The organism is Vibrio ostreicida (genome assembly GCF_013074385.2).
GTDB lineage: Bacteria > Pseudomonadota > Gammaproteobacteria > Enterobacterales > Vibrionaceae > Vibrio > Vibrio ostreicida.
The window spans coordinates 23,036-42,632 of record NZ_JABEYA020000025.1 but is presented as its reverse complement, the minus strand read 5'-3'; the positions used below and the strand labels follow the sequence as shown (position 1 = coordinate 42,632).

The following is a 19,597-nucleotide window of genomic DNA, read 5'->3' as shown; positions in this document are numbered from 1 at the left end:
ATGTTCAAAGTAAACATTTAAAAAGCACGGTTAAAGACCACCGTCAATTTCCCTTGGTAATTAGCGACTACGACAGAATCGCTTGGTAATTAAGATACGACAAAGTCGTTTGGTGTTCACACTCATTGTTATAACGACCTAGATATGACCACGCACCATTGGTCAATATTTGCCCATCGATGGAAACCACGCCATTTTCATAAGTCGACTCTAGATGCAGATTCCCCACCGTCACTTTGGCTTTTTTGGTTAACTTCAGTGCGCTGCCAGAAAAGGTTTTAAAACTCACGTCAGATTGACGGTCGCTGTAACGGAACGCATTATCTCCCGCAATGATCTGCACATCACCGTTTGATACCTCCAACGTGCCTGCTGGGTCAATTTCTTTGCGCTCTCTGTTAGCACGGGTCACTACGCGACCCTTCATATTAGTATCAAATGGACCATCAATCACGACTTGACTAGCGGCAATATCAACTAAACTACTTTGATTGGCTGAGAAGCCTTGTCCGGTAATGGTGATGACTCCTGACGCCATGGTAACTTGAGTTAGTTCACCGCTTTCATAAATGCCTTCGCCCGCCGCCAACGTGACACGCTCAGCATTCGTCACCGAACAACCGTCACAACGAATGCCTTTAGGAGCCAGCAAAACCACGTCCGCTGCTCGCCCTTCAACGCGAATTTCTTTAATGTCTGCCTGATGACGATTGTCCAACGCCAACACAATCGTTTGAGCTGGCGCCCCAGAGAGTTTTGGGTTGATTTGGTAAGAATTGGTTAAGACCAGCACTTTCCCTCGAGTATCTAGCTCACTCAGGCGGTTGATCGAAATACCATAGTCATTCGCTTTAGCAATATTCAGCAAATATTTACTCTGCGTCTTAATCACCTTGGGTTTATCTGCCCCACTGCCAAGTAAAGCACCTTTGACATCGGCCTGTGCATTAGATATGACCAGTCCAATAGACAAAGGCAGGAGAAAAATATGGAGCGAACGGCGGACCGCGGCCCGACTTATCGATAAGAATTGGATGTTCATTAGCCAGTTTTCGTTGTTTTAACAGACAATACGACATCAGCAGGAGACGGCCACTAAATTAACCGCGCTGATAAATCAATAGTTAAGTTAAGTATTAAAAGTGGCATGTATGATATGTAATTATTACATTTATTTAAACTATTTTTTAATCAAAAGGCAAGCGGACGCAATTATCGACTAAGCTTATGATTACAATAAAATAATACCCTCCAGATATACACTATAATCACAAGGCCATCTTGGCAGGGCGACCGCACGTGTGTTTAATATTTGAGCTAATAGATTAGCTTTCTTTTTAACGGTTCGACAAAAGAGATTACGGTGTTCAAATACCACTCACCCATTGATCAATATTTACACTCTAATTGAGCAAATAACGTTCATGCGTTCGCCCTGGCCATCTTGGCCCTTGAAATAGGTCACATTAGCAATGACTAAATTTATTGATTAACACTAAATTAACCCATTTCTTTATAAAGATAGTGTTTAACACCTACACATTGATTAAATTTATCATTAGAATCACCGCCCTTAGAAACATTCAGGATTAAAATAAAATAATGAAACTAAAACACATCGCAGTGGCGTGTCTTTCAGCGTTAGCTTTGAGCGCTTGCCAAACCACCAGTCTTCAAGAACTTAAGCCGACCGCCAGCCAAGAAACCATTGAGACTGCCAAACAAAACTTTGCTGACATTGAGAACTTCTCGATCTTAGACAGCGGTGTCATCTACTACTCCGATTACCTTTCTGGTCGTTACCGATGGAATAGAGTGCATATCAATGAGTTGAGTTATCGTTATGCCTGTGAAGACCTGCGCTGGTATGTGGATCGTGGCATGATTGTGCGGCTTGCTTTCCGGGGTAGAGACGGCGCCACCTACGATTACGATATGAATCGCTGTGAAACTGAAATTCCCACCAATATTTACGAATAAAAAAACCGCCACATTGTGTGGCGGTTTTTTTATTATGTTTATAGTCTGATGTTGTGCCTAGCCCTATTTACGACGACGCCACAGCCCTAGACCAAATAAAGAACCGAGTGCCATAAAGCCCAATGAACCTGCCATATTGAGCTCTAGTACCGCTGGATCGTGATCCGACGAGCGGTAGTGATCTTGGTATTTCGGCAAATCTCCGGAATATTGCTGGCTATAATCCATCAAGGTGGATTCGCCCCCATTGATGTGCCAATCGGTCGCGTCAACCACGTGATTCTTGAGGCTCGGGCTGATCAATAGGTGGTCAAGCGCACCGACTTCATCATTGTAAGAGAAGCTCCAGCTATCTGGGTGCTTTGCCGCCACCACATTAATATAGTTGTAGCTATGGTTAATGAGCTTGCCATTATCACCAAACTGCTCCACGCCATTAATATAGGTATTGCGCGCCGCTTTGATGGACTTGCCGTATTTCTTCTGCGAGTAGTCCGTCAATATCAGCATCGGATCTTCTTTACCGTAGGCGTTTAAATCACCCAAGATAATTTTGTGGCCTTTCATGTCTTTTAGAGCGTCACCCAACGCTACCGCCGCCGCCACTCGGAAGTTTTCACAAGCACCTTGTTGATCACTATCTTCGCCGTTTTGTCCCCCTTGCTCAATCGATGCCGCATCTTCCCAACACTTTGAGCCTTTTGATTTAAGGTGGTTAACTGCAACCGTCAGACTCTGTTTAGTTCCTTTGACCTTGAAGGTTGGAGCCAATGAATCTCGCTGGTAGTTCTTACCATCTTCAATCACCTTGCCTTGATCGTCGAACACCTCTGGCGCCTGCTGGCTCGGCATCGCAATCACACGATTTTGGGTCAACTTCACGACTTTTGGTCGATACAGAACACCTGTCGTGATCGCATCTGTGCCAATGTAGTCGTTTTCATCAATAACCTTATCGCCATTGCTGTCGACAGCGACAAACTCATAACGGTCTTTGGCTTTAGCTATACCGTGATTGAGTTGTTCGACAAGCTGACGGATCGCGCCACTACTGCCAAAGCCGTTGTTTTCAATTTCCATCAAACCAATGATGTCAGCATCAAGACGTAGGATGGCGTTCACAATCTTGGCTTGCTGTACTTCAAATTCTTCATAACTCTTGGCGCCGCGATTGCTGCCATGAGGGTTAGTGTCGCCACCAAAAGGAGAATTGAAGTAGTTGAGTACGTTGAAGGTCGCCACACGCAAATCACCTTTCTTAATCTTGATGGTGTCGGTGCGAGGATCGTTATGAATAAAGTTTTCGTTGGTCAGTGTATTGGTGGTAATCAGACGGTAATCACCGTAACTGTAACTCAGTACCCCTTCCAGACCCACCACGGTATCATCAATGCGGATGTAATCTTCTGTTGAACCATTCTGATCGATATCGGTGCGAGCAAACTGCGGGTAATAAGGGATAGAGCCATCGGGCGCTTTGACATCCGATTCTACAAATAGTCGACGCTGGGCGTTGTCTGTACTTTGTTGCTTGGCTTGTTCGGAGCCTGCGGCAAACTTTTGGTTAGGGTGCATATTGATGCGGCCCTGTGAAAGCACCATGTTGTTGCGACGCGCGGCATAGTCGCGGCCAAAGGTACGAGTCACTCGCATATCCAAGGCTTGTACGGTTTTCACTAACATGCCTTCGTAACGTTCTAATGTTTGGTCAAAATTAGCATCGCTCGCATGTATTTCGATCGCCGTTGCGGCTGGCGCAGCTTGTTCCCCTTGCTTGATCCACTGATTGTTTTCGACTTTCAGTTGTGTCAGGTTGTAGCTTTCTTCCACTTTGCCTTTGACGCACACCACATCACCGGGCTTGAGGTCCGAGCTTGACTGGCGAGTCGAAATAAACAGACCTTCTGAGGTGTTCGGGTTACCATCGTCGCTGAGCGCCTGAAGGTAAAAACCTTGGGTGAGATCGGTGGTCACCGCACTGACCACACCCTTGACGAAAAAGTCTTGCTCTGTGATGTAAGGGTAGCCATCAATATAAGGTGAAGTGTCTCCCTCTCCCTGAATCTCTTGAATCGAGGTAAACACGGGCTCTTGGCCATTTTGTTGGCACGCAAACGGCTCGGGTGCTTGTCCACCGTCAATCATGCCTAACCCTTCGATGTTGTCTTTCTCTAGCGATCCCCATTGACTCGGATTAAAGGTCGCAGAAGGAGTCATTGCATTGGCATGGCGAACCAAGGTGGTGTCTTTGGCAAAGTTTGATCCTCCCATGCTACCCAATACATCCTGAACGTTGCCGTCTTTGAGTAGGGCCAATGGGTCGTTGCCATTAAAGTTGGTGACCGAGTCATCCGGTATGTCAGTGACGGCTTTAATACCGTCATTGGCATTGGTGTGGCCCACAACCAGAACACTGTTGGCGGCAAGAACACGGCCATCCAGTGGTAGCTGGCTGGCCCACTCGCCAGCGCCATTGGCGGATTTAGCCAGCGCATAACCATCCAGTGACACAGCCGAGTCACTCGTATTGGCCAGCTCAATCGCTTTGTTGTAGCTGCTGCCTTCAACGTACTGAGAAATCACGATCTCCGCCGTAGCCGGCACAGATAGAACACTTGCGACCACTGCTGCAAGTAAAGTTGGAGTGAGTTTTTTTTTCATTATATCCACCTTGCCTCGCTTTCCATGTATGTAGGTTTTAGAAAGCGCGTTCAAAATCACCTTTCTTGTTGAGAAAAGACTTATAAAGCACGACAAGTGTTTATCTTTTTTGTGAAACAAAAAATAACATTCAATGACAATGAGATTTACATCTCATAGCTATGATGAATACTTAGAGGAAAATCAAAGTTTAAACATAAGATGAAACGGATTTTTCACGATTGAGCTTAATACTTTGATCTTATTTGAGTTTAAATAACCATGAGAAATAGTAGAAAACAATGAAATATCGTTCAAAAAAAGCGCTGTTTAGCGCCTTAAGAACGGAGGATTTTCACTCGACATAACTAGTTAAGACGATGGTCATCATCTTTGTCGTCTTTGTCGTCTGTGCGGTGGTATTCACCTTCAAAGGTGTTGTCACCGGACGGGTCAAAGTGACGCCCACCAAACTGCCCTCCTAAGGCCACTTTACGCATCAGAAGCGCTGCCAGAGCCGCACGTGGTGCAGGTAATAAAACCAACATCCCAAGCACATCGGTCATAAAGCCGGGCACCAACAGTAACACGCCAGCGGCGGCAAGCATGACGCCTTCAACGATTTGCTGAGCGGGTAATTCGCCTTGCTGTAAGCGATCTTGTACCGACATCAGGGTTTGTAAACCCTGACTTCGGACCAAAGACGCCCCAACAATCGCAGTGAGTAGCACCAAGCCAATGGTTGACCACACGCCAAGATACCCCCCAACAGAAATAAACAGACCTATTTCAATCAGGGGAATACAAATAAACATCAATAATATGATCAAAAACACACGCGCTCCTTTGTTTGGTTTAGTGTAAAGCCAAAGCTTGGTGAAGCTCAAACGAAAGCGTGAAAAAAGCACAACGCCCTCATGAGCGCCCCACTAGCCAGAGTCCTTTCTGCGCGTATTAATAACTTGCAAAACTTTCACCGTTCAAAAACAAAAAAGTTGATCAAGCTACTATTTTTATCCACGAAGTCACGTATTATGGGGCGCATAAGTCAGGACGGATTTTACAGCCAAAAATTCTGACGAATGGATTCTTACAATACAGAATGGCTAGCACTTTACTTTATCATCAGAATAATTATCTAAGGATCCTGTGATGGCTACCCTAACTGATACCCTAACTACAGTTACCTCTGCTACGCGTATCGAACATGACTTGCTTGGCGAGCGCCACGTGCCCGTCGACGCTTATTACGGCATTCACACTCTGCGTGCCGTTGAAAACTTTAATATTTCCAATGTGACCATCTCCGACGTACCTGAATTTGTTCGTGGTATGGTGATGACCAAAAAAGCCGCCACATTAGCAAACAAAGAATTGGGTGTTGTGCCTAAAGACGTCGCCAACTACATTGTGCAAGCTTGTGATTTGATCCTGGAAACAGGTAAATGTATGGACCAATTCCCTTCCGATGTTTTTCAGGGCGGCGCCGGTACTTCCGTTAATATGAATACCAATGAAGTGATCGCGAACGTTGCATTGGAGCTGATGGGCAAAGAAAAAGGCCAGTACGAATTTATTAACCCAAATGACCACGTCAACAAAAGCCAATCGACCAACTGTGCTTACCCAACCGGTTTTCGGATTGCGGTTTACAACAGTATCCATACGCTGATTGAATCGATTGAGTACTTAAAAGGGGCTTTTAAACTCAAGAGTCAGGAATTCAAAGATATTCTGAAAATGGGCCGTACCCAACTTCAGGACGCCGTACCTATGACGGTAGGTCAGGAGTTTCATGCTTGGTCGGTGACGCTCAATGAGGAAATTCGCGCGCTTGAGTACACGTCAAAGCTGTTACTTGAGATAAACCTAGGGGCGACTGCCATCGGTACAGGGCTCAATGCCGCACAAGGTTACCAGCAACTGGCGGTCAAACATCTCGCTGAAGTCACTGGTTTGGACGTCGTGGCTGCCGAAGATCTCATTGAAGCGACCTCTGACTGTGGTGCTTACGTGATGGCCCATGGTGCCCTCAAGCGACTGGCAGTCAAGTTGTCTAAGATTTGTAATGATCTGCGCTTACTGTCTTCTGGGCCCCGTTCGGGTCTAAATGAACTCAACTTACCTGAGTTGCAGGCGGGTTCGTCTATTATGCCCGCGAAAGTGAACCCAGTGATCCCAGAAGTGGTCAATCAGGTTTGTTTTAAAGTACTCGGCAACGACAATACGATTTCATTTGCTGCCGAAGGCGGCCAGTTACAGCTTAATGTAATGGAGCCTGTGATCGCGCAAAGCATGTTTGAGTCGATTTCGTTACTGTCGAATGCCTGTATTAACCTGCGTGACAAGTGTATTGATGGCATCACGGTGAATAAGGAAACCTGTGAGAACTATGTGTACAATTCGATCGGTATCGTCACGTATCTGAATCCGTACATTGGCCACCATGAGGGCGATATCGTCGGCAAAATTTGTGCTGAGACTGGCAAAAGTGTTCGCGAAGTGGTTCTTGAACGCGGCTTGCTTACCGAGGCGCAACTCGATGACATCCTCAACGCCGATAACTTTATGCATCCGCAATACAAAGCAAAACGTTACCAATAATAAAAGAGGCCCCAAGGGGCCTTTTTTTGGCCGCCAAACCATTAACCACGTTATCAATATGGCCTTATCCGTCTTTCAAAAAGCCACCTAGATATGTCCATCACTAAAGTTAACATTAAGAGGTCTCCATCATGCTTGTCGTTGAACTGGTCGTCGTACTGCTGTTTATATTTATTGGTGCAAGGATTGGAGGCATCGGCATCGGGTTGGCGGGTGGTGCCGGTGTCATGGTGTTGTCTCTCGTCCTCAGCGTACCCACCAGTCAAGCATTCATTCCTATTGATGTTATTTTGATTATTATGTCGGTGATCACCGCCATCGCAGCGATGCAAGTCGCTGGAGGAATGGATTGGCTGGTTCAGCTCGCCGAAGATTTTTTACGTAAACACCCTGAACGGATTACTTTCTATGCCCCGATCGTCACCTTTGTGATGACCTTGATGGCAGGCACTGGCCATACCGCCTTTTCGACCTTACCTGTCATTGCAGAAGTGGCGAAAGGCCAAGGCGTGAGACCCTCTCGGCCCTTATCGATTGCTGTGGTCGCATCGCAAATTGCCATTACTGCGTCGCCGATTTCTGCGGCAGTCGTCGCATTTTCAGCGATGTTGGCGCCGATGGGCGTCGATTATCTGACCCTGCTCGCGGTGTGCATCCCCACCTCGTTCATTGCATGTATGATAGGCGCTTTGGTGGCCAATTTTATCGGGCCCGAGCTCAGCCAAGATCCGGTTTATCAGCAACGATTGGAAAAAGGTCTCGTTACGCAGAGATCTCCCATGCAACGCACGCTGTTGCCCACCGCGAAAACCGCTACCTATTTATTTCTGGCGGCCATCGTGTTCGTTGTTGGCTACGCTGCTGCCATTTCGTCGTCTGTCGGTCTCATTACCGATCCCGCTCTGGGCCGAAATGAAGCCATCATGACAGTGATGCTGACCGCGGCCGCCGCCATTGTGGTGATCACAAAAATCGACGCCTCAGCCATTGCTAATGCCACCACCTTTCGATCCGGCATGACCGCCTGTATCTGTGTGTTGGGGGTCGCTTGGCTCGGGTCTACCTTCGTCAATGCCCATGTCGAAGAGATCAAGCAAGTCGCGGGTTCTTTGCTGACAGATTACCCTTGGATGCTGGCGATTATTCTATTTTTTGCTTCGATGCTGTTGTATTCACAAGGCGCAACGACCGTGGCTCTCATGCCAGCCGCTTTAGCCATTGGCGTTGCCCCTTTAACCGCAGTGGCGTCGTTTGCTGCCGTGAGTGCCTTGTTTGTTCTCCCCACGTACCCGACTTTACTCGCCGCCGTCGAAATGGATGACACCGGCTCCACCCGTATTGGTCAGTATGTGTTTAACCATCCATTCTTTATCCCGGGAGTGGTCACGATTGTATCGGCCGTCGCACTCGGCTTTACCTTTGGCGGTTTACTGATTTAAACACACGCCGTTCAGTGAGCCCACAAGAGGAAGTAGGTGTCGCCATTGCTTGCAATACTCACAATGTTTTGCCTGATCAACCTCGGCAGCCTGATCTGACCTTCCGTTTTAATAAACCGCCGTCGGCGGTTTTTTTATACCCACCAATCCTCATCCTCTCACACTCTCTTTGCTCAACGTCAATGTACTGCCTTGTTCAATTCCATCAGGGACACTGCTTCGCGAGCAAAATCTGTCTATACCAAGATAATCAACATATTCTCAAGTGGCCTCGTCCCGAAAACCCGCGCACCTTTTTCCACAACACTTGGCCTAAATCGATTCGGATATTTATGCTTAACTTTGGATAAATAACCAATAAAATTCAATATAAATAGAATTATCATCTGATTATTGACTAAATATGTGGTTTTTTATTTGGTGATTAGGCTCAAAAAGGCATATCTTATTTGCTGCTAATATATTCGACGAATCCAATCACTGAGGTTGTCCAAAGTGATGATTTTACGCTTTTCTGGGGCGGATAGAACATCGCTCCCCAGTGGTCAATATGAATGGTCTGTCGACCACGTTTTTTAGGAGTTTGCATGAGTGAGACTTTCAGCTCTACTTCGGTGAGTTACCCCAAAGATATTACCCTTACTTTAGCGTGTAAGCGCTTGCTGCAAAAACAGAGCTTCAGTACTCAAAACGACCTACGTGAAGCCTTAATCGGCATGGGCTTTCTCGGAGTCAGCCAGTCAACCGTTTCCCGATTGCTGTCTCAGCTTGGCGTCATTAAGGTACAAAATGGCTGCGGAAAAAAAGTCTATTGCATTACGGTAGAGACGGCACCCGTTCGGATAGAATCATCCATCTCGTCTCAGATTGAATTCATTACTCACAATCAGTCTATGGTCGTCGTCAAAACCCACCCAGGCAGTGCACAGCTGGTCGCTAGGCTGGTTGACATCGACCCTCATTCAGACATTCTTGCCACAGTAGGCGGCAATGATACCGTGTTGATCATTCCAGCCAATACTGATCATATCAACCAGTGTGAGCAGGTGGTTCGCTCACGCTTAGGGGTCTCGTAAATCACGTGACAGGCACGCCAGTAATTTGTGTGTTAGGTCTAACTTAACATTCTGAAGACACGATATTTGTCAGAGGGTGAAACTTATTCCCCCTTTCCCGTGTCTGATTGAGTTAAAATGACCCAAACTTAATTCAAGTGACTTTTCTATGCGTGCCATTTTTTCACTGTTGTTACTCTGTTTAGCCGTGAGCTCTGGGCCTGCGATGGCGTTGTTTGAACAATCAAGCACGACGCCAAGCTTCGCCCCGCAAGACAATAGCTTTGTTCCGGTGGATCAAGCCTTTGCATTCAATGCTTACCAAAGCAAGGATCGCGTTTATCTCGACTGGCAAGTCAAGCCAGGTTATTACCTCTATCAACATCGCTTGTCTGTCACTGGGGAACAAGTGACGGTCGGAAAACTTGATAAGGTTGATGGCCAGCCTTATCGCGATGAGTTCTTTGGCGATGTGAATATTTATACCGACCCGTTATTTGTCGAAGTGCCCATCGCAGATTACCGCCAAGGCGCTCGCTTAAAAGTTCAGTATCAAGGGTGCGCTAAAGCTGGCTTTTGTTATCCACCCGAAACACGCTTTGTCGAGTTAGCGCCTTTCGAAACCGATAAACCGTTCAATTCGGCATCGACCAATCAAGTTCAACAACAAGATACCGCTCCCTCGCCTCTGACTTCAGAGGATGCCAGTCTTGCCTCTAGACTCAGTGAAAGTGGTTGGACTCCGCTGTTGTTTCTTGCGCTTGGTGTGGGCCTCGCCTTTACCCCATGTGTCTTGCCCATGTACCCAATTCTTACCAGTATTGTACTTGGCAGCGGTAAGCTCAGTCACGCAAGAGCGCTGGGGCTTGCCTTTATTTATGTTCAAGGCATGGCGCTCACTTACACCTTACTCGGTTTGGTGGTCGCTTCCGCAGGTTTACAATTTCAGGCCGCGATGCAACATCCCTACGTTCTGATGGGGCTGAGTGTCTTATTTGTCTTGCTGGCCCTCTCGATGTTTGGCCTGTATACCATCCAATTGCCCAACACCCTACAAACTTGGCTCAATAACTTAAGCAATCAACAACGAAGCGGTAATACGTTTGGTGTGTTTGCGATGGGGGCGATCTCTGGACTGGTCTGTTCACCTTGCACCACCGCTCCCCTGTCGGGAGCGCTGCTTTATGTCGCTCAAAGTGGTGACTTACTGACCGGCGGTGTCGCGCTGTATGCTTTAGCCCTTGGCATGGGTATTCCCTTGATTCTGGTCGCGGTTTTTGGCAACAAGCTGCTCCCCAAAGCTGGCCACTGGATGGAACGTGTCAAAACCTTGTTTGGTTTTGTGTTACTGGCCGCACCCATTTTTTTACTTGAGCGTATCCTACCGGAAAGCTGGGCCATGGGTCTGTGGTCGGCGCTTGGCATTGCTGCATTTGGGTGGCTCTACCATGTCAAAAATGCACTCACGTTTGGCGGATGGAAACAGAGTATGTTGGGCATTATTGCGGTGCTGGGCTTACTCGGCTCGGCCCAACCCGCTCTGAATTATTGGTTAGACAACAATAAAGCACAGTCCAGTCCGCGTATCGAGTTTACACGCATCTCTGATGCCGCAGATCTTACCCACCAACTGGCGCTAGCCAAACAGGCAGGTAAACCGGTGATGCTTGATTTTTACGCCGATTGGTGTGTCGCGTGCAAAGAATTTGAAAAGTACACCTTTCATCAGCCTGATGTCGAAAACAAGCTTAAAAACTTTGTCCTGCTGCAAGCGGATGTGACCAAAAACCTGCCCGAAGATATCGCGTTACTCAAGCAAATGAAGGTACTGGGGTTGCCGACCATTGAGTTTTGGGATGCCAATGGCGAACCTGTGCCTAATGCCAGAGTCACGGGTTTTATGAAAGCGGAACCCTTTCTAGAGCACCTTAAGGCTCACAACCTTTGAGGGTAACATTCTCCAGCCTAAAGCCAGTCTCATGACTGGCTTTTTATTCGCTGAGATAGCACTAATTTAACGATAAAATACGATATAGTTCAGACTTTTATCCTGTAGACGTTGTCCATAATCTCAAAGGTGACAATAATTCGACTAACGTATGTTCAATCGCAGTAAACGTCATGGAATCGACCTACACCATCATAATCGCAGATGATCACCCTTTGTTTCGTAACGCCCTGTTTCAATCTGTACATATGGCGGTCAGTGGGGCCAATTTACTGGAGGCCGATTCTCTCGAGGCACTTTTTAGTGTGCTTGATAAAGAGATGGAACCTGATCTGCTGCTTCTCGACCTCAAGATGCCAGGAGCCAATGGTATGTCGGGCCTTATCCATCTTCGCGCACAGTATCCTGATTTGCCCATTGTGGTTGTCTCCGCTAGCGAGGAACCCGCCGTGGTGTCATTGGTCAAAAGCCATGGTGCTTTTGGCTTTATCCCCAAGTCGAGTGACATGCGAGAACTGATTGGCGCTTTGAATCAAGTATTAAACGGTGACCCTTTTTTCCCGATTGGTTCGATTACGAACAACGCAGCGTGTAATGATTTATCAGGAAAAATTTCCACTTTGACACCACAGCAGTACAAAGTCCTTGGAATGCTATCTGATGGTTTGCTAAATAAACAGATTGCCTATGAGTTAAGTGTATCTGAAGCGACGATAAAGGCACATATGACGGCAATCTTTAGAAAGTTAGATGTAAAAAGCCGTACTCAAGCGGTTATTTTACTTCAGCAGCTAGAATCTGAGACTTAATTTTCATTTTTTCCCCTAATTGACTCATTTCTCTGCTAAGATAGGTGAGTCCGCCAACAGATTGGCGTACTCAATCCCTCTGTTTCACTAACTCTGGGAGTCATACCATTGCTTAGCGTATTGATCACTCAATTTGTCGTTCTCTGGGCCGTTATCGACCCCATCGGGTCCGTTCCTGTCTACTTGTCTCAGACTCAGCACTTAACCGCTAAACAGCGCCGTTTAGTCGCCTTAAAAGCGGTCGGAATTTCAACGGGCGTCTTGCTGTTTTTCTTAATTGCGGGTCAAATTCTTCTTGATGCTATGCAGATCCCTCTGCCGGCCTTTCAAGCCGCCGGTGGTTTAGTGCTTCTGCTGTTTGCACTGACCATGATTTTTGGCGAGTCTAAGCCAGAGCAGGAAACGAAGATTTGTCGCGAAGTCACCCACTCTGATCTCGCAGACTTGGCTGTCTACCCGCTAGCGATACCATCTATCGCCTCGCCTGGGGCCATGATGGCAGTCGTCATGCTGACGGATAACCATCGCTATTCTCTCGTAGATCAAGGTATGACGGCGGCTGTCATGGTCGGTGTACTTGTCATTACTTTATTATTGTTGCTTGGAGCGACGCACATCCAGAAATGGATCGGCAACGTCGGAGCGGCTATTATCAGTCGCGTAATGGGCTTGATCCTTTCCGCTGTCGCTCTAAATAATTTGCTACTCGGGATTAAAGATTTTTATATTAGTTAAACACATTGAAAGATAAATCCTCTCTCTTAGACTTTTGGCTAATTTAACAGCCAACTAACATCACAAAAATCTATCAAAATGCCACTAAGCGCCTTATTAAGAGGCGCTTTTTGCGTCTTCTACCCGACTAAAGTTGAAAAGAGTTCTCGCCAACACCTTGCTACTGTAATTAACGGACCCTTCTATTTATCCAACACCGTTGATCAAGGAGGCGGCAATGGCATTTGAAAATCAAGAGCGCGCCAAGGCCTACTGGAACAAAAATGTAAAACTCATGATAAGCCTACTTGCAGTTTGGTTTTTCGTTTCTTTTGGCTGCGGCATTTTATTTGTCGACGTACTCAACCAATTCCGGATTGGTGGCTATAAATTGGGCTTTTGGTTCGCTCAACAAGGCTCTATCTATTCCTTTCTGGTGATTATTTTTTTCTACGCTTGGAAAATGCGACAGATTGATCGCGAATTTAACGTCGATGAGTAAGGAGTAGCCAGATGGATTTGAAAACAATTACCTACCTTGTTGTGGGGTCCACGTTTGCCCTTTACATCGGCATTGCGATTTGGGCTCGAGCAGGAACGACAAAAGAATTCTATGTCGCTGGCGGGGGGGTGAACCCGATCGCAAACGGGATGGCAACGGCCGCTGACTGGATGTCCGCGGCTTCTTTTATCTCCATGGCTGGCCTCATCGCCTTCATGGGGTATGGTGGCTCGGTCTTCTTGATGGGCTGGACCGGTGGCTATGTGTTGTTGGCCCTGTTGTTGGCCCCGTATTTGAGAAAGTTTGGGAAATTTACCGTCCCTGAATTTGTGGGTGAGCGCTTCTACTCAAACACAGCACGCGTGGTCGCCGTTGTGTGTCTTATTATTGCGTCCGTCACCTATGTTATCGGCCAGATGAAAGGCGTGGGAGTGGCATTTGGTCGCTTTTTGGAAGTCGATTACTCAACTGGTCTATTTGTGGGGATGTTTATCGTCTTTATCTATGCCGTCATGGGGGGCATGAAGGGCATCACCTACACCCAGATTGCCCAGTATTGTGTCCTCATTCTCGCTTACACCATTCCCGCGATTTTTATCTCCTTGCAACTGACCGGAAACCCTCTTCCTCAGATCGGACTAGGGACCACCCTTGTCGGTACTGATGTCTATCTGCTTGATCGGCTTGATCAGGTGGTCACCGAACTCGGCTTCACCGAGTACACGACAGCGGTGAGGGGCGATACGTTAAATATGTTTGTCTACACCATGTCTTTAATGATCGGGACCGCGGGCTTGCCTCACGTCATCATTCGTTTCTTCACCGTACCTAAAGTGAGAGACGCACGAACCTCCGCAGGCTGGGCGTTAGTCTTCATTGCTATTTTGTATACCACCGCACCCGCGGTATCGGCAATGGCTCGCCTGAACCTAATGGACACCGTGAACCCCGATCCAGGGCAGAACCTTGCCTACGATCAGCGTCCAGATTGGTTCAAGAACTGGGAAAAAACGGGGCTGCTTGGCTTCGATGACAAAAATGGCGACGGTAATATCCAGTACACCTCTAATCCAGACACTAACGAACTTAGGGTGGACCGAGACATCATGGTACTTGCCAACCCTGAGATCGCGAGACTGCCTAACTGGGTGATCGCTCTGGTGGCGGCAGGTGGCCTTGCCGCGGCACTTTCAACGGCTGCAGGTCTGCTATTGGCGATATCCTCGGCCATCTCCCATGATTTAATCAAAGGCGTCATAAACCCTGCGATTTCGGAGAAAAAAGAACTGCTGGCGAGCCGAATATCCATGGCCGTTGCGATATTGGTCGCGGGCTATCTGGGGCTCAACCCGCCAGGTTTTGCCGCTGGTACGGTCGCCCTAGCCTTTGGCCTCGCGGCGTCATCGATATTCCCAGCGTTAATGATGGGTATCTTTAGTAAGAACATCAATAAAGAAGGGGCGATAGCCGGCATGATTGCGGGTATTACCATTACCTTGTTCTACGTGTTCCAACACAAAGGGATTTTGTTCATCGCCGACTGGAAGTACCTCCAAAGCTGGGGCAGCAACTGGTTCCTTGGTATCGAACCCAATGCCTTTGGTGCCATCGGTGCCCTATTTAACTTTATTGTCGCCTTCGCCGTCTCCAAAGTGACCGCAGAGACGCCTCAAGAGGTGAAAGACTTGGTGGAACATGTTCGTGTTCCAGCCGGTGCCAGTGATGCTGTTGACCACTAGTAGTTAGTCGAAACACCTAGCCCCTCACGGTATTGCCGTCTGGGGCTTTTTTATTGTTGAAAACTCCGTTATCGTCTTTGGGAAACGTTGTCGCAAGGAAGCCAAGATGTTCAAAAACAAGCACTTTGTTGTCGCTCTTTTGATTGCTCCAATTTTATCGATTCTCGCCTATGTTGCGACAGACATGGCCGTCAGTGAACCCCCTCAGGTCGCGAAGGAAGGTGAAACCTATCAACTGGTTAGCCAATCTAACTGCCGTTATACCAGTGGCTTGTGCGACATGAAAAACGGCGATTTTAAAATCAAATTCCGTTCCGAAAAACTGACCGCTACCGATCTAGAACTCTCGCTGCACGCCGCGTATCCTTTGCAAGGGGTTAAAGTCTCACTCGTCGACCAACAGGGGGATGATCAACACCCCATAGATATGCAACCTCGTAACCCATCAGAACAAGATTGGCATGTCAGGCTACCAGCACCACTGTCATCTGAAAGTTGGCTTAGGGTAGCCGTCCAGTCACAAGGCACCCTCTATTACGGCCAAACACAGACAACGTTTGTCAAGTATGAAACCTTACTCAGCGACCAATAAGCCCTGCCCAAAAACCAGCAGGGTATTTCCTGCCGACCCTGCTTAGCCGACGAACATCTCGATGTTACGCAGAGCAAACTCGGTTCAACAACGCTCGCAATTTTAATGGTTTGACGGGTTTCGCAATCAAATCAAATCCACTGTATTGAATGCCTTCCATCATCTCCTTGGTACGGTCAGCACTGATGATCACACCGGTGAAACTGTCCCCCAAGCGCAAACGACACTGCTGAAGCACCTCTAAACCGGTGCGTCCATTATCCAACCGATAGTCAGATAACACGATGTCAGGCACCCAATCCTGATCAATACATTGCAAACTGGCGACAATATCGGTGGCCGTTCTTACATGACATCCCCATCGTTCAAGCAGGGTTTCCATACCGAGCAATATATCCGGTTCATTGTCGACACACAGCACATTGAGGTGGCTGAGTTCGGATACCATCGTCTCCTCGATCCGCTTCGGTTCCAGTATCGACGCTGAACTGCGCTTCATCGTGATAGAAAAAACACTGCCTTCATCAGGCCAAGAGCGCATCGATATTTGGTGACCTAACACATGAGCAATTCCTTTGGAGATCGCCAAACCTAGACCCAAACCCTGATCAGAGCGCACCTGACTGCCTCGCGTAAATTCATCAAAAATTTCCTGCTGCTTATCTTGGTCAATACCGATGCCGTTATCCCACACCTCAATTCTGGCCTCGCCGTTGACTCGCCTCACCCCCATCAAAACCCGCCCCTTCGGGTTATAACGAAACGCGTTGGTCAGAAAGTTCTGAATCACACGCCGCAACAATTTAGGATCGGACTTCACCACGAGCTGGCTGGGCACCATATTAAATTCAACCCCTTGTTGTTTCGCTAGGGCACTGAACTCAGCATGCAAATTCGTCAGGACGTCTTTAATCGCAAACCCGTGTATGTTGATGTCTAGCTTGCCCGATTCAAGCCGCGATATGTCCAATAAATCACCAATAAGATCTTCGGCCGCTTCCAACGAACTTTCAATATGGCGTGAAAGGCGTTTGATTTCATGATCTTGGGCTATTTCAGACAACGATGAAGCGAAAAGACGGGCCGCATTCAAGGGTTGCATCAAATCATGACTGACCGCCGCAAGAAAACGTGATTTCGATTGTGACTCGTGATCTGAACGCTGCGTTGCTGTCACCAACTGCTTATTGAGTTTTTCAAGTTCACGAGTACGTTCGTGTACCCGCTCTTCCAAGGTTTCATTCGCCTCTTGCAAAGCCTGCTCTGTTTGCCGAAACACGGTAATATCGGTAAAACTCATAACAAAGCCACCACCGGGCATAGGATTGCCTTGTACCTCAATCACCCTTCCATCAGGTCGAATCCGAGAGGAAGTGTGGCGAGAGCCCTGTTCCAAATGGTGTATTCGCCGCTGAACATGCTGTTCTGGGTCCCCCGGACCACAAAGCCCCTGCTTAGCATTATGCCTAATGACGTCTGAGATTGGACGGCCAACTTGAATCAGCCCTTGGGGAAATTCAAACAACTCTAGATATCGCTGGTTCCAAGCCACTAGCCTGAGTTTTTTATCGACCACCGCAATACCTTGCCCAATATGTTCAATCGCACCTTGCAGCAGACTGCGGCTAAAGTCATACAGCTCAGAAGCTTCATCGACGATCGCCGCAACCTCTTCAAGCTGCATGTTCTTCCCTTGCAGCGCAGAGGTCAAAACCAGCTTTGCCGAAGACGCACCAAACACGCCAGCAAGGACACGTTCAGTATGCCGTATCAAGCTCGCTGGCGCCTGATGATTGGGCAGCAGTGCTTGGTGCTGGAGCCAATATTGCTGATAGGCATTTTGCACTCTTTTCTGGCCAACAAACCGAGAAGCCAGCATTTCCAGTTCACTGACGGTGACCCGACTCTGATACAAACTGAGGTTTTCATTTTCCGGCATCGGCGTCCCAACAAACGCAGCAGACTGTAAACGTTCACTGAGGCTTGGTCGCGTTATCAAAGAAATCAGGATATAACACAGGCTATTCACGGTAAGGCTGAGAATAATGCCCCAATCTGGGCTTTCGATGCCAATAGAAGCAAACATTGAGGGTGGCGAGACAAGCCAAAGCAAGACATTGTTGCTGGCATCGCCAGCAAGAAGATCCGTTTGACTCATTAACGTAATCAGCCAAATCGTAAAGCCGGAGATTAACCCAACGTACGCCCCCTTGCGATTGCCTTGGCGCCAGTAAAGCCCACCCAGTAATACTGGGGCAAACTGAGTAATTGCCGCAAAAGAGAGAAAACCAATCGCCGCCAGTGAATGGATGGAACCCAAAACTTGATAAACGCCTAAAGCCCCGATTAACAACAGAAGGATCAACCCACGTCTGATCACCAACAACAAACCGGAAATTTGGCGATGATCTTGTTGTGTCCAGCGCATACGACGCAAAATCAGAGGCATCACTAAATCATTAGAGACCATAATCGCCAACGCGATTGTGGAAACGATCACCATTCCACTCGCCGCGGACGTTCCGCCAAGAAACGCCAGCAAAGCGATATCATTAACGCCGACGGCCATCGGCAGGCTAATCACAAAAGTATCTGGACTTGCGCCCCCCAGCACACTGTGTCCAACCCAAGCAATGGGCAAGACAAACAACCCCATCAACACCAGATAAGCCGGAAACAACCAACGAGCAGTATGTAAATCCTGAGCTCTTTCATTCTCAACGACCATGGTATGAAATTGACGGGGCAGACAGATGATGGCCATCATTGTCAGTAACGTGTGGATGACAAGGCTAGGAAAATTAGGGGGTTCATAAGTATTCTTCGCAATGGACATCAATTCAATGTCGTTGCGGCTAAGGGCGAGATAGACAACAAAAATGCCGACCGCCAAAAACGCGATCAACTTGATCAGAGACTCAAAAGCGATCGCCATCATCATGCCACGGTGATGCTCGGTATTGTCGATGTGCCGTGTCCCAAATAGCATCGTAAAAATGGCCAGAGCGCCAATCACAAACCATGTGACATCTAATCCCTTGCTTGAAAACAACACCGGCAATTCAGGGGAGATGATCTCCAGCCCCATGGTGATGCCACGCAATTGCAAGGCAATGTAAGGCAAAATACCCGCAACGGCCATAACGGTGACAATCACCGCCAAACCTTGCGATTTGCCATAACGGGCCGCAATAAAATCAGCAATTGAGGTAATGTGTTCGCGTTTGGCGGTAATGATCAGACGGGCAAGCACTCTCCAGCCGAAAGTAAAAACAATGATTGGCGCGAGATAAATAGGCAGGAATGACCAAGGGTTGCTACTGGCTTGACCAACCGTGCCATAAAACGTCCAAGATGTGCAATATACGGCAATGGATAAGCTGTATATCCAGGGACGCCATCCAGCCAGCCAGCGTTTCTGTTTGTCCCCAAACCAAGCAATGAGAAACAGCAACCCGAGATACATCAGTGATACACTGATCACCAACCAGCCTTGCATTCGATATCCTTATCATCTTCGTGAACAGCGGCCTTAACCCGACAGGGTTATCACTGCCCCTCTATGGTTCCATTTA

Annotated in this window: 14 protein-coding genes; 10 read left to right on the top strand and 4 right to left on the bottom strand. The window is 47.7% G+C overall.

The genetic code is table 11. The features are described 5' to 3' along the window. Positions 1-67 precede the first annotated feature (67 nt). Positions 68-1,042, bottom strand: a complete 975-nt coding sequence (locus HLM86_RS19715; protein WP_170883770.1) for a two-partner secretion domain-containing protein — start codon at positions 1,040-1,042, stop codon at positions 68-70. Positions 1,043-1,602: 560 nt separating this feature from the next. Here HLM86_RS19715 and HLM86_RS19710 point away from each other — a divergent pair. After that, positions 1,603-1,980 (top strand): hypothetical protein, encoded by a 378-nt coding sequence (locus HLM86_RS19710; protein ID WP_076589855.1) that lies wholly within the window; start codon positions 1,603-1,605, stop codon positions 1,978-1,980. Positions 1,981-2,043: 63 nt separating this feature from the next. On the opposite strand, the gene HLM86_RS19705 is transcribed toward HLM86_RS19710, so the two are convergent. Then, the gene (locus HLM86_RS19705; protein ID WP_170883771.1) at positions 2,044-4,641 is read right to left on the bottom strand and encodes an ExeM/NucH family extracellular endonuclease; all 2,598 of its coding nucleotides are present in this window, start codon (positions 4,639-4,641) and stop codon (positions 2,044-2,046) included. A 347-nt stretch (positions 4,642-4,988) separates the two neighbouring features. Beyond that, positions 4,989-5,456 (bottom strand): FxsA family protein, encoded by a 468-nt coding sequence (locus tag HLM86_RS19700; protein WP_076589927.1) that lies wholly within the window; start codon positions 5,454-5,456, stop codon positions 4,989-4,991. Between the two features lie 316 nt (positions 5,457-5,772). Between HLM86_RS19700 and aspA the strand changes: the two genes are divergently transcribed. The 9 genes from aspA to HLM86_RS19655 all read left to right on the top strand — a co-directional run bounded on the left by aspA (position 5,773) and on the right by HLM86_RS19655 (position 16,022). After that, a complete protein-coding gene (gene aspA, locus HLM86_RS19695) occupies positions 5,773-7,224 on the top strand; it encodes an aspartate ammonia-lyase (RefSeq protein ID WP_076589859.1) in 1,452 nt (483 codons plus the stop codon). Positions 7,225-7,355: 131 nt separating this feature from the next. Continuing rightward, positions 7,356-8,663, top strand: a complete 1,308-nt coding sequence (locus HLM86_RS19690) for an anaerobic C4-dicarboxylate transporter (RefSeq protein WP_170883772.1) — start codon at positions 7,356-7,358, stop codon at positions 8,661-8,663. Positions 8,664-9,250: 587 nt separating this feature from the next. After that, positions 9,251-9,739 (top strand): arginine repressor, encoded by a 489-nt coding sequence (locus HLM86_RS19685; RefSeq protein WP_076589861.1) that lies wholly within the window; start codon positions 9,251-9,253, stop codon positions 9,737-9,739. A gap of 148 nt (positions 9,740-9,887) precedes the next feature. After that, positions 9,888-11,666, top strand: a complete 1,779-nt coding sequence (locus HLM86_RS19680) for a protein-disulfide reductase DsbD (RefSeq protein ID WP_170883773.1) — start codon at positions 9,888-9,890, stop codon at positions 11,664-11,666. Positions 11,667-11,839: 173 nt separating this feature from the next. Continuing rightward, positions 11,840-12,475: a response regulator gene (locus HLM86_RS19675; RefSeq protein WP_076589863.1), complete on the top strand. Its 636-nt coding sequence runs from the start codon at positions 11,840-11,842 to the stop codon at positions 12,473-12,475. Between the two features lie 108 nt (positions 12,476-12,583). After that, complete coding sequence (locus HLM86_RS19670) at positions 12,584-13,210, top strand: MarC family protein (protein ID WP_076589866.1); 627 nt, start codon at positions 12,584-12,586, stop codon at positions 13,208-13,210. A 217-nt stretch (positions 13,211-13,427) separates the two neighbouring features. Then, positions 13,428-13,691 carry a DUF4212 domain-containing protein gene (locus HLM86_RS19665; RefSeq protein WP_076589868.1) on the top strand — a complete coding sequence of 88 codons (264 nt, stop codon included), beginning with the start codon at positions 13,428-13,430 and terminating at the stop codon, positions 13,689-13,691. Positions 13,692-13,702: 11 nt separating this feature from the next. After that, entirely contained in the window at positions 13,703-15,430 is a 1,728-nt protein-coding gene (locus HLM86_RS19660; RefSeq protein WP_076589870.1) for a sodium:solute symporter family protein, read from the top strand. Positions 15,431-15,536: 106 nt separating this feature from the next. Further along, positions 15,537-16,022, top strand: coding sequence for a hypothetical protein (locus HLM86_RS19655; RefSeq protein ID WP_170883774.1), 486 nt, complete (start codon positions 15,537-15,539; stop codon positions 16,020-16,022). 64 nt (positions 16,023-16,086) lie between these two features. Here the strand turns inward: HLM86_RS19655 and HLM86_RS19650 are convergent, their stop codons facing one another. Then, on the bottom strand, positions 16,087-19,521 hold the full coding sequence (locus HLM86_RS19650; RefSeq protein WP_170883775.1) for a PAS domain-containing hybrid sensor histidine kinase/response regulator: 3,435 nt from the start codon (positions 19,519-19,521) through the stop codon (positions 16,087-16,089). Positions 19,522-19,597 lie beyond the last annotated feature (76 nt).